We start from the raw sequence: 17,664 nt of genomic DNA on the forward strand, positions 1-17,664 counted from the left end.
CCCAAAATGAAACAGTAACATTTACGTACAAGGAACAGCTGCAAAGTCACAATTAAGGTAAAGGATAGCGCCGGAAAAGGCTTATCCAATCTGGTGAATCAGGAAACAACACCACTCGTGATACCAGTGCTGAAAGGTGACAATGTAAGAGTAGAGGCGCCAGTGATAGATGGATATAAAGTTCAGGGAGATAATTTCCAGGAATTCAATCCAATCACGAAAGACGAGACAGTAACATTTACTTACAAGGAACAGCTGCAAGTCACAATTAAGGTAAAGGATAGCGCCGGAAAAGACTTATCCAATCTGGTGAATCAGGAAACAACGCCACTCGTGATACCAGTGCTAAAAGGTGACAATGTAAGAGTAGAGGCGCCAGTGATAGGCGGATATAAAGTCCAGGGAGAAAACTTCCAGGAATTCAATCCAATCACGAAAGACGAGATAGTAACATTTACTTACAAGGAACAGCTGAGCGTGACGATCAAGGTAAAAGATAGCGCAGGAAACGACTTATCCAATCTGGTGAATCAGGAAACGACGCCACTGGTAATTCCGGCACTGAAAGGTGACAACGTAAGAGTACAAGCACCAGCGATAGATGGATATAAAGTTCAGGGAGAAAATTTCCAGGAATTCAATCCAATCACGAAAGACGAGACAGTAACATTTACGTACAAGGAACAGCTGAACGTGACGATCAAGGTAAAAGACAGCACAGGAAACGACTTATCCAATCTGGTGAATCAGGAAACGACGCCGCTGGTAATTCCGGCACTGAAAGGTGACAACGTAAAAGTAAAAGCACCAGTGATAGACGGATATAAAGTCCAGGGAGAAAATTTCCAGGAATTCAATCCAATCACGAAAGACGAGACAGTAACATTTACGTATAAGGAACAACTGCAAGCCACAATTAAGGTAAAGGACAGCGCAGGAAATGACTTATCAAATCTGGTAAATCAGGAAACGACACCACTGATAATTCCGGCACTGAAAGGTGACAACGTAAGGGTACAAGCACCAGTGATAGACGGATATAAAGTTCAGGGAGATAATTTCCAGGAATTCAACCCAATCACGAAAGACGAGACGGTAGAGTTTATTTATCAGGAAGAAATAAAACCAATTGAAAAAGTAATGGTCACCATCCATGTAAATGATACTACCGGAAAAGATCTGAGTAATCTGGTAGATCAAAACGTAAATCCTTTATCCTTAGAAGTGGAGAAAGGGAGCGATATTACGGTTACGGCACCTGTAATTGAGGGATATAAACTACAGGGAAAGGGTAATATTAATTTCTTCCCGATTCAAAATGATGAAATAGTAGAGTTCATTTATGAGGAAGAAGTGAAACCTGCAGAAAAAGTTACCGTGACCATTCTTCCTGTGGATACAGAGGGCAATGATTTAAGCAGCCTTGTGAACACGGAAGACAGACCATTAGTTTGGGAAGTGGAAAAAGGCAGCAATGTGAAAGTAGAAGCGCCTGAGATTGATGGGTATGTGCTTCAGGGAGAAAGTTCTAAAGATTTTTCACCAATTAAGCAGGATGAGAACATTGTATTCACATATGCAAAAGAAGTAAAGCCGGTAGAAAAAGTAAATATAACCATTATACCGGTAGATGAACAGGGCAGGGATTTAAGCAGTCTTGTAAATCAGGAAGAAACACCGCTGCATCAGTCAGTGGAGAAAAATTGTAATGTGATTGTTTCTGCTCCTGTAATTGAAGGATACAAAATCCAGGGAGAAAGCTTTCAAGAATTTAAACCCATTTATCAGGATGAAACCGTGGTCTTTGAATATAAAGAAGCGGAGAAGCCTGTGGAAAAAGTAAACATTACAATTCTTTTGAAGGATGAGTCAGGAAATGATTTAAGCAGTCTTATAGACCAGGATATTTATCCATTGGCGAGGACAGCAGAAAAGGGAAGTAATGTGAGAATAGAGTATCCGGAAATGGAAGGGTATGAAATTCAGGGAGATAAAGTGAAAGACTTCTCACCGATTCTTCAGAATGAAGAGATCACATTTATTTACCGCAAAGAAGTAAAGCCGGTGGAAAAAGTTTTTGTCACCATACTTGTGAAGAATGAGCAGGGAAGAGACCTTAGCAGTCTGGTAAACCAGTCGGTTACACCATTAGTGGTGGAAGCGGAAAAAGGCAGTGAGGTCAGAATAGAAGCTCCATTCATAGATGGTTATGTAGTGACAGGCGAAGATGTGCAACTGTTTTATCCAATTGTCAGAGATGAAACGGTAGAATTTATTTACAAAGAAAAGGAAAAACCGGTTGAAAAAGTTAAAATTCACATTTTGGTAAAAGATGAGAATAACAAAGATTTATCCGGGCTGGTTGACCAGTCCGTATCACCGTTGGAAATTGAAGCGGTTAAGGGGGACAGCATAAAGATCTATGCACCTTCCATTGATGGTTACAACGTAAGCGGTCAGCCATATTATATGATTTCACCCATTACAGGAGATCAATCCGTAACTTTCTATTACAAACAAAAGGTAATACCCGTAGAGAAGGTAAAGATATATGTAAAAGTTTTTGATGAGTACGATAATAATATTAGTAATTTAGTTGATCAGTCCATCTATAAAATGGTGTATGAAATCGACAAAGGAAGCAGTATCGTCATCAATGCTCCATCTATTAAAGGATACGAGGTGATAAGCCAGTCTAAGATCCATTTACAGAATGTTAGGTATGAGCAGTCCGCAGCATTTTGTTATCGTAAAGTGCAGGAAAAACCAAAAAATCCTAAGCTTGTATTGAAACAGGATCGGGCAGAGATTTTTATGGGAGAAAATCTGCTATTAGGACAGATGGTATCAGTTGCCACCGACTCCACAAACCAGGATCTTAGATATAGTTTGAGGTATACGGTATTGCCATCGTTCCTGATTAATGGACAAATATTCTGCTCTCCTATTGCAGGGGAATTCAGAGTAGCCATAACATTGCCACATGCAGCAGGGAATGTAACAAAATATCTGCTGGTAAAGGTGAAAGATCGTCCGAAACCTGATTATGCAAAGCTTACTTTGAAAAAGAGTAAAGTAACAATCAAAGTTGGTAAGAAATTAGATTTAAGAACTCTAATCTCTGTGGCTCAGGATTCCAACGGAAAGAATATCAAAGATAAAGTAACATTCATTGCAGATAAAAAGAAAATGATCAAAAGGAATTACTTTGCAGCATCAAAAACAGGAACTTTCAAAGTTACCTTTAAAATGCCATATCAGAAAGGTACTATGAAAAAGCAGTTAAAAGTTGTAGTTAAACCTGCAAGTCCGGTTCTGCGCTTAAAGAAAACTGAGATTACGGTTAAATCCGGAGAAACAGTAAATCTGAATCAGTATATCAAAGAAGCATTGCAGTATAAGGGCGGTAAAAATGCTATGAAATTAGTAAAATGCAAAGTAGGCTCAGAAAATTTGTCAGAGAATATGAAGTTTAAAGCTGATAAGGCAGGTAAATATAAAGTAATGTATTCTTTGACAAATAAGTATGGTATCACCGTTAAGAAATCCATGTACATTATTGTAAAAGCGAAAAAGCAACTTCCTGTTCTTAAATTATCTACGGATAATTTAAGCATCACTCCTGGTAAACGCGTATATTTGAAAGATTTCATAAAAACAGCCAGTGATGAAAAAGACGGTCCGAACTTAAAGAGTAAAGTCATATGTACATTGAATGGTGAACGGCTTTTGGGCGATACATTCTATAGCTATAATACCGGAAGTTACACTATTTTATATCGGTTAACGAATCAGGCCGGACAGACCGCCATGGCAGAGTTAGTAATTAATGTAAAGCCCTGGAGAAGCTAAATATTTAGTATATTAATAAATTCTCCAAATTTTTCAAGGGATCCGCTGTACACAAATACAGCGGATCTTTTTGTCAAATATCCTCTGACTGGGAAGAAGTTTTTTTGCACTGAAATTCTATTTTTAAGGGTTAAAAGAATTAGAATATATTGAAAACAACAATTCATGCAGATAAATAGGCATTTCAGGACAAATCTGGTATTTCAGAAATGAATCTATGATAAACTACCCTCAGAAAAGATTTAAGGAGGGAAATGAAAATGTATGATTACGATAAAATGAATCTGCACACAAAACGATATAAAAGAGCTGGAGCCATAATGGTGTTGGGATTTCTGCTTGCTTTGTTTTTTAGCATGTCAGCATTGGCTGCACCGGGCGCTCCCTCAGGATTGAGACAGACATATGCGTCAGAAGGATCTGCCAAGGTCGTTTGGAATCAGGTTATGGGAAGCAGCATCCGATATGAGGTAGAATATTCACAAGACAACCGGAACTGGTATTCTGTTGGCTATACGATGACAAGTCTGGATTGCAGCAAGAGCGGACTTACCGCCGGAATGACATATTACTTTAGAGTCAGGGCTTATGAAAATCAATACTCCAATAAGATATATGGACCATGGTCAGTTGGAATAGCAGTTGCTACTACACCGGTTCAGATTCCATATCAGAAAGTAATACAGACAAATGCCGGTACATCAAGTGTAACACTGCAATGGGATAAATCAGCCGGAGCAACTGGATATAATGTATATCAGATTGAAAGTAATCAGGAGATCTATATAGGAAAGACGGCAGCCAATACTTATACCATTAATAATCTAAAGGCAGGCGGAACTTATAAGTATAAAGTATATCCGGAACGGAGCGCAGGCGGTTATACAGCGGTGGCCAGCTATGGTACAACAGTTTATGATGTAAAAACAGTACCGTCAAGTGTAAAGAATATTTTTACCGATTATGGATACGCAAATATCAAAAAAGCAAGTATTCAATGGGAAAGAGCAGAAAACGCAAATGGTTACGAAATTGCTTTATACTCTGCTAAAAACAAAAATATAGGATCCACAAAAGTTATAAACTATAACACTAACAGCTATACATTTTCAAACATAAAAAAAGACTTTTATAAAGTAAAAGTACGTGCCTATATTCAGTTAAAAACAGGTAAGAAGTATAGTTCCTGGTCAACCTCCTACATTGCAATTCAACCAAAGGTGGAAGGTAAAAAATCCGGAACGGGAATTAAGGTCTCCTGGGACAAGATAAATGGAGCAACAAACTATACTGTATACATTTCAAGCAAACGTAATTCCGGTTATAAAAAAGCCACTACAACAAAATCAACAAAAACTATAATAAAAAAATATGGTAGCAGCAGGCTGAAAAAAGGAAGAACATATTATATCTACGTAATAGCAAATAAGAAAGTCGGAAGTAAGACTTACAGAAGCAGTGATAATTACACTTATCAAGTTCGATACAGATAAACCTGTTACGTAGTCTGATTGACAGGAGGAGAAAATGGCGGCAACATTTGGGATTATGATATTAATTGGATTTATAATTATGCTATATGGTTGTATTAAAATTAATACCCATTATGATATCATCATTGATGACTGGGAACAGGAAGCGTACTTAAAAATGATTAATAAAAAGTATTAGTTGATTCTATACTTTGAGTAATAACGGAAAGAATTGTAAAAATACACAATTCTTTCCGTTTTTTTAATTAAAAAAAATATTCCAGTTCAAAATTATAAAAATTGTGGCATAATAATTCATGAATATTCACAAATGGAGGGAATGCAATGAAAAGCCAGAAATATGGATACGTACGCGTATCAACAAAAGATCAACACACAGACCGTCAACTGGCAGCTATGGAAAAAGCTGGTATATTATCAAGTCATATATTCGAAGACAAACAATCGGGTAAAGACTTTGATCGTCCGCAGTATAAAAAGCTAATAAAAAAATTAAAGGCTGGAGATGTATTATATGTAAAATCGATAGATCGCCTGGGAAGAGATTATGATGAAATAATATGCCAATGGCGCAGATTAACGAAAGTAATAAAAGCCGATATTGTCGTCATTGATTTTCCTCTGTTAGATACAAGAGTTAAAGAAAATGATATAACAGGTATCTTTATAGCAGACCTTGTCTTACAGATTTTGTCCTATGTTGCGCAGATAGAAAGAGAAAATATCCGGCAAAGGCAAAAGGAAGGAATTGAAGTTGCCAAGGTAAAAGGAGTACAGTTCGGTCGTCCCAGTAAAGAGCTACCGGCTAATTTTACAAACGTATATGAACAATGGTCTGAAAATAGAATCAGTGGCAGGGAAGCTGCCAGAAGATTAGAAGTAGATCATAAAACTTTTTTTAAATGGGCTTTACAAAGCAATCAATTGAATGAATCCCTATAATAAATTAATTGTAATATATTGTCGAAAATATATTGTTTTTGGAGAAAAAGGTAGACTTTTTTCCCCAGCTAAAAATACATAAAAATGACAGCCAGCATGCAGGCATAATCCAAGAAGGAAGTCGGCAGCTGGCTGTCATTTTACAGACCCTGATAGCTTTGCGTCACAGGCTTTCGCCTGTTTTGCTATTGTCATATATCACGTATTCTTTTGTTACAGTTTTCTTACTTGCCTTATTCTATCACATCTGAAGAAAAAAGTCTGATTTAATCACCAGTAATTTCCAGGAACCTATTAGAATGAATAAAAGAAAAGCCTTTGTTATAGGCAATATTTATAAAATCGGAGGGAGCACAAATGAATAAAAAAGTAAAAAAAATAGTGGCTGTTATGCTTTGCATCGGTATTATCATATGCAGTCCGGGAATAACAGAGGCTGCTGGAACAGCAACAGAAAAATACAATCTTATCGGAAAAGTAAATACGATAAGCGAGTATTCCGGTGAAACAAAAAAATCAGTTTCGGAAAATGAAACAAAACTAGAAAAGGCAACAGATTCAGAAAAGGGGACTGAATTACAGAGGAAGACGGATACAGAAAAATTCACCACAGAAATAAATAAGACCCCTTTGACAGAAAAAAATATATCGAATACAGAAAAAAAGGCAGAAGCAGCAGGGACAGATAAAAAAACTCAGGAATCAAAAGACAGTATAAAGGAAACTACAAAAGAAAGTTCAAAAGATAGCACAAAAGAAAGTACAACAGAAACTACAAAAGAAAGTGCAACAGACAGTACAACAGATAATGCAACAGAAAGTGCAAAAGACAGCACAAAGGAAACTCAGTCGGAATCCAAAGAGAACCAAAGCCAGGAGTCACCGGTGCTCTATTGGGATCCATCCGCTGATGCAGACAAAAATACGGATGATAATAGTCGGGATGGTAAAAGTGCTCAGACTCCTTTGACAAATATAGAGGATATATTCAGTAAGGCAGCTGATTTGAAAAAGTTACCCGGAGATGAGGTTACAGTTTATGTTATGTCCTCAATGAAAATCAATGCTTCTGAAAAAGTAGAATTTGATGGAAGAGGCATCCGGTTTGTTAATTGGGCAGAAAGAAAAGGGGAAGACCAGTCGATATTTCTTATTGAAGAAGGAGGGGCTGTACTTTCTAATATGACATTAGCCTCAGCCGCCGGCAGAGAAAACCAGACACTTATCAGGGTTACGGGCGGAAGCCTTGTGATAGGAGTTGGGCTCAACGTTCAGGGTAATCTGGAATTGGACTACAGAAACAGCCAGGGGAAGAAGCCTTCCATTCAGATTCTGAAAGAATTAGAAAAAGGCAGAACTTACACTATATCTGTACAGGCGGATGCAAATGTAAACGAGGAAATGGCGTTATCAGCACTCTATGAAAATGGGGAAAGCGGAGATAGCTTATTAAGTCATTTTACGTTGGAACAGAGCGCAAAAAATAATTGGAAACTTTGGGTTAAGGAGGACACAGCAAAAGAAATTTATTTAACGCTGCTGTCTAAAACAGATGATAAAGATACAACAAAAGATACAACAAAAGATGAAACCAAAGATGTAGAAAAAGATGTTTCTAAAGTTTCTCCAAAAGATGAAGATAAGACAGACATAAAAGAGCCTGAAAACAATACGGAAAATAAAGTCCGTTCATCGGCTCGCGCAGTGGGCAGCCAGATCGTCTATTGGAATGTAAATAAGGATGCATCAAGTCCCGAAGGTGACCGACCTGCGATTCCGGGAGGCAATGATGGGAATTCGGGTATTGATGATCAGCATCCGGTTCAGAGCTGGGAAAAGGCGAAAGAATTGCTTGGCGGAGAAGGCGGAACTGTTATTGTAATGAGTCCGGTAGTCGTAGGTGATCCGGAGTTTACTCAGAATGGTGTGCCGATAACGGAGCTGGATGGTGAAAATAAGATTGCGTTGTCTCAATGGGAGAAATATCCTACGGAAGTTTTGATCATTCCTCCGGGTGAAACATTTAAAATGTCTAATATTGACGTAGCCTGTAAACAGGGGATCGGTATAAGAATTGCAGGAAGTTATGACGGCGCATCAGGTGATGTTCTTGGCAAGCTGGTGATCGGAGAAGGAATGACCATAACAGGAGGAAGCATCCAGACAGAATTGGATCCGGAATACAGGGACCGTCTGGCAGATTGTACGATAGAACTGGCCGCTGATCCGGGAAACCGTAAATTTAATGTTTATTTTTCGGGGTTAGACGACAATCAGGTATATCAGTATGCAGATGTAATTATGGGACCCGCCGGAAGCGACGCGTCAGATTACCTGGATGCATTTGTTCTCCACAGCCGTAATCAAAATGCCGGGTGGGGACTTCGTAAGGATACGTATGAGGATAGTGACGGTGTATTTGAAAATCATATTGAACTTTATCGTAAGTTTGTCTTTACCGGAGTCTATCTCAATGGACAGAAAGGAAACGATGCGTGGTTTGGAGGAAACTGTAACTGGCCGGTGAATACCTTCGCTCAGGCAAAAAAGATATTATTAGAAAACTGGGATGAGATTGCGCCCGAAAACAGAGTGATCTATATCTGTGATACCGTTGACATTACCGGAACAGAGGTATGGAATTTCATCGATGATTCCGGGAAAGACAGAAGCAGTGAAGCGAAAATTACCTGCTGTAAGACAAATACTGATTACACGACACACCATAAAACGGTGCCGGGTACGCTGGTGTCAGTAAAAGACGGAGGAAACCTAACTACTTCCTCACTTCTGATGGAATATGACTATAAAAATAACAGTAATATCATGATAAATGTACTTCCCGGGGGAACCTATACCTCTGAGGATGGTACTGTTTTAAGAGGTTTTAACAGCTCTTATCTGGGGATCGGAGTTCAGGTTCAGGGAGCATCCGGCAAGGAAACAAGGTTTACAATGAACGGGGGGACGATAACCCGGAAATCACTGGGTGTATCTGTAACAGGTGTAAATAAAAATGATACGATTTTTACTTTAAATGGAGGTAGCATTACCGACAACAGCGGTGCGGACTCAAGCAGATACGGAGCCGGAGTTTATGTAAGCAATGCGCAGCTGGATATGACAGGGGGAACAATTAATTCCAATCTGTCGTTATCTGATTATTATAAAGGCTTTGGAGGCGGTATTTACGCTGCCGGTTCAAACAGTATCCTCAACATCAGTGGAGGAAGCATCACCAATAATGAGGCAAGAGGAACAGGTGCCACATCTGGAAGCAGTTCTTCCTACAATAGTTATGGCGCCGGAATCTATATAACTGGTGGAGAACTAAATGTAAGTGGAACCGCAGTAATATCAGATAATACTGGTACAGGCTATTACGTTTACGGAGGCGGTGTTTATCTGGGTTCCGGTGTGAAAATGGTAATGGATGGTGGAAAGATTTCCGGAAATAAAGCAATTGGAACAAGCAGCAGCAGTCGTTATGGCGGAGGAATCTACAGTACCGGAGGTAATTTAACTATCAAAGGGGGTATTATTGAAAATAATACAAATACTTATTATGGGGGAGGGGTCTATTCTACTGCTGGCAGTTTTTCGATGTCAGGAGGAACAATCCAGGGAAATGAAAGTTATTATGGAGGTGGATTGTATCTCAACGGCGGATACTCAAGCAGTCGTTATTCCATAACAGGCAGTGTCATACAAAAAAACTCCAGCCAGTATGGCGGCGGCATTTATACTTCCAACAGTTATTTAGATATTCTGCAGGGGGTGGAGATAAAAGAAAATAATGCAGTATCCAGTGGCGGAGGATTATATATTAGTGGAAATACGATAAAAGTAACAGAGTCGTATTTAAAAGATAACACAGCTCAGTATGGCGGAGGTGTTTGTACAATCGGTGGAGTGATATATTTGGAGGATACAGAAGTTTCCGGCAATCAAGCAACTGAAAACGGTGGTGGCTTTTTCAACAATGGAGGAACTTCTTATATTGGAACCGGCTCTTCCCTTACAAATAACACCGCGGTGAATCAGGGCAGCAGCTGCTATATATACAGTGCCATGTGGTTTTTAGGCGGAACCTATGATTCGAAAAATACAGAGGCTGGCAAGTTCGGGATATATCTGGATATAAGTACTACTTCTTCCTACAGGATTTACATAGATCCGGAAGCGCTTGATATGAAAGATAAGATCTTTTTAAATACGGCAACAAGTAAATTATATTTGCTTGAAAAAGTGCCGGTAACCGGTTCAGAAGGAAAAATGCCGTTATACTTAAACAAAAATGCTTTTGAAGTGGGCAGTGTAGTCGTTACGCCGGCAAAATATGGCGCAGTTAATGTAATTGATAAAACATATACGTATTCAAATATTCAGGATGCAGAGCCTTATGTTTCCTATTTTACAGGAGGTGAGATACCGCCGAAGACCCAATTGGGAGGATTTAATAAAAATATTATTCTGGTTGGAGAAGGGGTTTATCTGGATGGAACCAATGGAAGTGATTCAAACGCAGGGACCTCTCCGTCTAATGCAGTGCTTACATTTGAGAAGGCAAAAGATATTTTGAAAGACAGGATTGCAGAGGCAAAAATAAATGCCCAAAAGGCTGCGGGAGATCCGGGCTATGATCCGGATGGATTTGAGCCTTACATTTACATATGCGGGGAGGTAAGGATACCAGCAGACGCCGGAGATCAGAAATGGGAGCTGGATTATGAAGCAGAAGAGTTTGTTCAGTCTGACACGACTAATTCCCAAGGGAATGTCATTAATACAAATCTGGCACAGGTAAAACGGTTTGCCAGTTACTATGGCGTTATGGCCAGATTGTTAAACAATGGTTCCGGCAAATTTACCGTGGGCAAGCTTCTGATGGACGGAAATGCAGGCGCTGTAGACGGGGCTAATAATACGATTCAGGCTATGATTTATCTAACCTCCAATACATCGCTGATATTGGAAAACACAATTTTGCAAAATAACTACAGTTTTGGAGTTGAGAGCGCCGGGGGAAGCATTTTAATGAAGGGGCTTAATCCGGATCAATCGGACGGAGCGGTAATCCGTTGGCATGGGAACTGGGCAGTCAGGTTGTTAAGCGGCGGAACTCTAACGATGCAGGATCATTCGGGTATAGAAAATTACAGGTACCTGAATAATAACAACAGTCAGGGGAACCTGCCAGGACTTAATAGCAGTACAGGCGGCATTGGCATACAAGGAGATAATTCCAAAGCTATTATGAATGATTCTTCATATATTCTGGCTCCGGGCAGGTACGGGGCAGGCCTGTTAGGAAGAACGACAGTATCGGATACGCCAATGCTGGAGATGAATCAGGATTCGTCCATTCTACAGTCTGAAACAGGTATATACATGAACGCTGCGAATAATGTTGCATCCTTACATGACAATGCCCGGATCTTGAAAAGCAGTAAAGGTGTTTATGCGATGAATGTTACAAAAAGCAGCCGTTTCAATATGGACGGAAACTCCGCCATTATAAATGAAAATAATTATTATGGTATTTATTTATATAATATATCTGCTACAAATTTTGATGGTGATAATTTATCCGTTGTGTTGGATGGAAATGCAAAAATTGAAGGATCAAGCTACGGTGTATATGGAAGTTCTTCTTATGCGATCAATAACACCAGTATTATTATGCGGGGTAATTCCAGAATAGGTAAAAATAGCTATGGCATATACTTTGATTATTGTACCACTTCAACCAGTACCGCAGTACGTCCTAAAATTATACTGGAAGACAATGCCGTTATTGGAGGGACTTCACGTTCGGAAGCAAATTCCAATTATGGAATCTTGTCCAGAAGATCATGTGCAGTGGAAATAAAAGACAGTGCCAAAGTTTCTAATAATGGTTCATATGGGATTTATCTGGAGCGATATAAGACAACAAGTTCCAGTTATTATTCCGGGCCCAGCAGTATTCTGATGTCAGGAGATGCATCGGTAAACGACAATGGTAATAACGGTATTTTTAATGATGATTATTTATATACAAGCAGTAACATCACGACGATTTATCCAAATGAAATCGAGATAACTATGGAAGGCACCGCTAAGGTTATTAATAATCAGGGGAAGGGTATTATCGTCGGGTCAAAGGGGACACTCACGCTTAAAGATGGTATTGAGATAAAGGGGAATCGCAGTACAGCCATTGGAAATGCGGTGGATTGTGCCGGTAAGCTGAATCTGGGCGGTAAGGCTGAGGTATCAGGAGAGATCTATATACAGGATGTGAATAAGCCGGTTACGCTGTTAAGTGAACCGGATAATCAGAAGTTCAATATCGGGTGCAGCGATAACTTTATCGGACAGGTCTTAGTGGAACCGGATACAGCCCTTACTGCAGGTGCAGATCCTTTTATCGACAACTTTATAAAAACTGCTAATTTTCCAAAAGATAAATCTATTAAGGCACGGACACCGAATCTGATTGTTCAGGGTGAGAATAATGTATATCTGGCGGGACAGGGGGCGCTTACGCCCACTCTGGTACCGGGAAATGACAGTAATAACGGTGGGAGCCGGGGGGCGCCAGTGGCAACATTCGCCAAAGCAGCGGAAATATTAAAAACATTAGATGCCGGAGCCAGTATTATCATCTGCAATTATCCGGTAGATTTCTACTCGTCGTCTTCGGCAAAGCCCCAGGGGGATACCTGGAGCTTTGATGAGGGAGGATCCTTTACAAATGATAAAGGGGATACCTGGAAACCAAAAGTATTAAGGGATGAGCAATTTTTTGGCCATATGATACAGCTTGGCGGAAGTGCAGTATTCACGGTAAAAAACATTACAATTGATGGAAATAAAGAAAATATCCCGTTGAAAACAGCAATTTCCGGTTCCATTATCAATGTCAATAGCAGCAGCGCTGTAGTCAATTTAGAACAGGGGGCGTATTTACAGAATAACCGTAAGACAAATTCCAATGAAGGCGGAGCAGCAATTTTAAATTCTGGCAATGTGAATATTAAGGGTGGAAGTATTGTTGGTAATGAATGCGATGGGCTGTCTTCTAGCTATGCATATGCTGCCGGCATCTATAATTACGGTAAGGTAATCATGACTTCCGGTCATATAGATGATAATGTAAACCGGTCTGCCAGCTATAGTTATGGAGTTGGTGTTTACAATTATAATGTCTATTCGACATTTGAATTTTCCGGTGGGACCATTTCCGGAAACAGAACTGAAAAAATAACATCAACGATCTCTGGAACGGCTTTTTATAATGCCGGAACACTGAATATGTCGGGAAGCGCAGCAATTACAGGGAACATCTCAGATTCGTCAAGCTATTCGGCAAACATAATGGGAACTGTATTTAACAATGGAACCATTACAGTCAACGGCGGAATAATTTCTGATAACGAATTGATCTACAGTGGTACCAATACCTCACCTACTTATGGTGCGCAGGGCGGCGGAATATTTGTTAACAGCGGCCAGGTAACGATAAATGGTGCGGAGATACAGAATAATATATGCAGAGCACTTAGAACGGAAAGCACATCTACTTCCTATAGCAAAGGTGGTGCTATCTCCGTAGTAGGGGGAACGTTAAAATTCCTCAGCGGAAACATCAGGGGAAACAAAGCTAACAGAGGTGCAGGAATCTATTATTACGGAAGTTCCTCTAAGGTGGATGTGGCGGGTGGAGTAATCCGCGATAACATACCACTGAGCACTGCAATACCTGCAGAAAAAATAAATGCCGGTATTTATATTGAGGGACCATCCTTCAATCTGAAGGGCGGCGGAAGTGTAATTTCTGACAGAATTTATCTTTCCAGTACATCCTATCCGTTGGTTTTGGGTGGATCCATATATCAGAGAAACAGGAAATACATGATTGACTGTTCCGGCAGTTTTCAAAAAGGCAGCGTTGTGGTAAAAGCGGATAATGATGTTATTTTAGATGCTACCGGTTACCTTGCATATTTTACAACTCAGGTAGCAGGCTATGTTCTGGAAAAGCAGGCACCAAATCTTGTACTTAAGCAATGTGTTTATATAGACAGTGAAAAAGGTTCAGACAGCAATAACGGTGCTAATCCGGACAGGGCTGTTAAGACTATGGCTAAAGCAATATCTTTGGGGGGCGGAAATAATTATGTAATATATGCCAGCGGTCCGATTGAAGTGAATAAACAAGAGACCTGGGATCTGCCTGATACAGCCTGGATAAGCCGTTATACCGGATTTCCAATTTATGGGGCAGGCAAAGAATGGGCAGCATATACAGGACCGGTTGTCCGGGCAGCTGCGGGTGCAGACCTGAGGCTTGAAAATATCCGGATATTGGGAAGAAGGGAAATAGATGACGTTATAGAAGGAGATTCCTTAATTCGGATAGATCCGGGAGCATCTGTCAGCATGAACACAGATACTAAGTTAAGGCTAAACAATCTCCCAGCGGGTAAAACAGGAGGTGCAGTAAATAATAATGGAGGTACCCTTACCGTAAATGGTGGGACCATACAGGACGTAAGCGCATTAAAAGGAAGTGCAGTCTATCAGGGCGGATCTATGAGCATTGCAGGCTCCTCAACTATTAACGGGGAAGTATATCTGACAGGCAGCGGTGCTGACGAAGCAGCCAGCAGTTACATCAGCGCAGACGAAACTTATAAACCTGTCAACGGTACGGTATTAAAACTGAACATGGACAATCCATATGGAGGACGCCGTGTAATCGAATATCCTGCAGGAGCGGTGCCTGACAGCAACACAAAGAAATATTTCAGCCTGGATTCCTCGATTTTGGCAATTTATCATTTGGAGAACAGAAGCAGCGTTAAGAATATTCTGGAACTTCAGCAAAAAGGGGTTGTTTATCTCAATGGTGAAAGCGGAGATGACAGTGAGGATGGAAAGACGCCAAAAAAGGCAGTCCGTACACTGGAAAGGGCATATGAAATTCTAAAGGCAGGTGCTGAAGGAGGCGTAATCACAATCGTCGGAAAAGTTACCGTGGATGATGAAATCAAAATGAATAATATAAATGATTCAACAGGAGCACACGGATATTATGAAAACGTCGTCAAAGTAATTGATGCAAAAGGTCCGGTCTACTTCCAGAGATACGCACGGCCGGATGCATGGGAAGACTGGGAGAAAGGGCAGTCTGAAGAAGAGCAGTATAAAACAGAGCAGTATAAAACACCTACCTATACCGGCGTAATGATAGAAATAGCTGCTTCCGGAAAATTAACTGTTGATAATGTTTATTTCGACGGCCACAGCCAGGAAGTAGTAGGGAATCCATTATTTGCAGCAGGTAAAGTAGAAGCCGGGGCGCCGATCTTCCAGGTGAAGGGAAGCCTCATTATACCGGCAGGCGCAACGATATACCGAAATCATAATACGGCTGCTGATGTAAAGAGTGCAGGTGTCTATGTTGATGGAGGTACCTTCCAGGCTGTCAGTGTTGAAATCTCGGATGTGAAAACGCCAAACGGCAAAGGCAGCGCTATTTACCAGGACGGAACCTGTATCTTAGACAGGGCACCCAAAATAGAAGGAACGGTGCACCTGACCGGTAGCGGAAGCATCGGCAATACAGCGTCCAGTAAATTTATCGAAATCTCTCTGCGTGGCTTCAAACCGGTGAATGGTGAATTGCAGATAACGATGGATGATCCGTATCTAGGCAGACCGCTGGTACAGTATCCGGGACGGACAAGTACCCAGGAGCCCTATGAGCCAACCCTGGAAGAGGCATCCATGTACCAGCTTGAAAGGTCCGTTACCGACATTTATTCCAAAGGAAGCCGTACAGGAGAAGTAAACATGCTGGAGCTGCAGTTCCGCCGCAGAGTATATATTGATGGTGTGAATGGAGATGATGATACAAATAGCGGAGGGCTGCCTAATGATGCGGTTCGGACACTGAAAAAAGCGTATGAGCTACTGAAGAATATCGGCGGAGGTTATCTGTATGTAGTAGATACGGTAAGCGTTGACAAAGATATTTCCTTATCGTCAACCTCTTATTCGGAGGCAGGCAGTCCGGGCGAAATCAGCATTATCGGGGGTTCCGTAGACATTCGAAGATACGTGGTTCCCGATGCCATGAAGGCAAATCCTAACTTTAGCAGTCCGGGCAGCCATACAAAAGAATTGTTTAAAGTAAAAGAAGGCAGCAGTTTGAGCCTGCAGCAGATTCTTATTGATGGGCACCGCTTGCCGGTTGCCAGCGGAGATCCTATGGAAGATGTTGCGGAAGCAACAAAGTCTGAGGCACCTCTGATTATTACAGAAACAAGAAGTACCCTGAATCTAAATGAGGGAACAATCCTGGAACACAATGATAATACGTTGTCATCAAATGGAAAAGAAGAAGGAGGAGCAATAGCGAATCATGGAAATCTGAACTTAGACGGAGCTGTGATAAAGAATAACAGTGCAGGAAAAGGTGCCGGTATTTACCAGGATGGATATTTTACCATCGTATATGGTGCAGCCAGACTGGCAAATCAGGAGATCTATCTGACAACAGAGAATACTGGGACACAGGACAATCCGGTCTGGGGAGCTGACCGGGTGATACATATCCAGGAAAAGCTGAATGCAAGTGATTATCTGGACATCGGTGCCGACAATCCGGTAAATGGAAGAGATATCGCAGTGTATGACATCAAGGAAGCATATGAGGATGCCGTTGACGATGAGTATTACCACTATAAGCTTGGGACGTCCATTACCTCGGTGAACCCGGCGCTTTATCTGGTGGAATCAACCACGGAGAATGACACTTTGGAACTATACAATTATGAAATTATGGATATTTCAGTGCCATTAGAGGTCTGCCTGGCGGCAGTGGAAAACCCGCTTCAGGCAAGTGCAAAAAACAAAAATATTCGTAATGCTTCATTAGATGCACCGGATTATACCATTACAAACGGTGGAAAATATAAGACAAAAGTCACTGTAGTGGCATTTAGAAATGACAATCATACCGAGGGAATTACGTGGGATCAGATGATACTGGTAGGAGATGAAACGGAACTGACAGGATCAGATCTGGATAAAAAGCTCTATCTGGCAGTAGCGGGAGCAGACCAGGAAAGCAGCAACGGTTTTGCAGGACTTTCGGAATCTGCCCTTTCAAAAGCGAATACCACACCCATAGAATTCGGGGAATTAGAAGCAGGTGCATCGGGAAAATTTACGTTTAAAGGAACAGCTGATACGGCATTTTTCGAAAAATATAATGATACTCTATTTGGTACCTCTTATACGGAGCCAGATACTTATGTAAAAGAAAATGCCAGGGCGAAATACCAGATGGTTTATAAATTTGAATTAGTCCGCTGACAGTAAA

At 40.7% G+C, this 17,664-nt stretch carries 5 protein-coding genes and 1 riboswitch; all 5 genes read left to right on the forward strand.

The annotated features are described in order from the left end of the window. Positions 1 to 93: 93 nt before the first annotated feature. Complete coding sequence (locus tag RHS_RS16280; RefSeq protein WP_395022657.1) at positions 94 to 3,852, forward strand: hypothetical protein; 3,759 nt, start codon at positions 94 to 96, stop codon at positions 3,850 to 3,852. Between the two features lie 260 nt (positions 3,853 to 4,112). Continuing rightward, positions 4,113 to 5,345: a fibronectin type III domain-containing protein gene (locus tag RHS_RS16285; protein ID WP_047833776.1), complete on the forward strand. Its 1,233-nt coding sequence runs from the start codon at positions 4,113 to 4,115 to the stop codon at positions 5,343 to 5,345. A gap of 34 nt (positions 5,346 to 5,379) precedes the next feature. Further along, positions 5,380 to 5,523, forward strand: coding sequence for a hypothetical protein (locus tag RHS_RS31190; protein WP_395018797.1), 144 nt, complete (start codon positions 5,380 to 5,382; stop codon positions 5,521 to 5,523). 146 nt (positions 5,524 to 5,669) lie between these two features. After that, positions 5,670 to 6,287, forward strand: coding sequence for a recombinase family protein (locus tag RHS_RS16290; RefSeq protein WP_044295627.1), 618 nt, complete (start codon positions 5,670 to 5,672; stop codon positions 6,285 to 6,287). A gap of 120 nt (positions 6,288 to 6,407) precedes the next feature. Next, positions 6,408 to 6,484, reverse strand: a riboswitch (cyclic di-GMP riboswitch). Positions 6,485 to 6,644: 160 nt separating this feature from the next. Next, positions 6,645 to 17,657, forward strand: coding sequence for a hypothetical protein (locus RHS_RS16295; RefSeq protein WP_047833777.1), 11,013 nt, complete (start codon positions 6,645 to 6,647; stop codon positions 17,655 to 17,657). Positions 17,658 to 17,664 lie beyond the last annotated feature (7 nt).

This window comes from Robinsoniella sp. RHS (genome assembly GCF_001029355.1).
Lineage (GTDB): Bacteria > Bacillota > Clostridia > Lachnospirales > Lachnospiraceae > Robinsoniella > Robinsoniella peoriensis.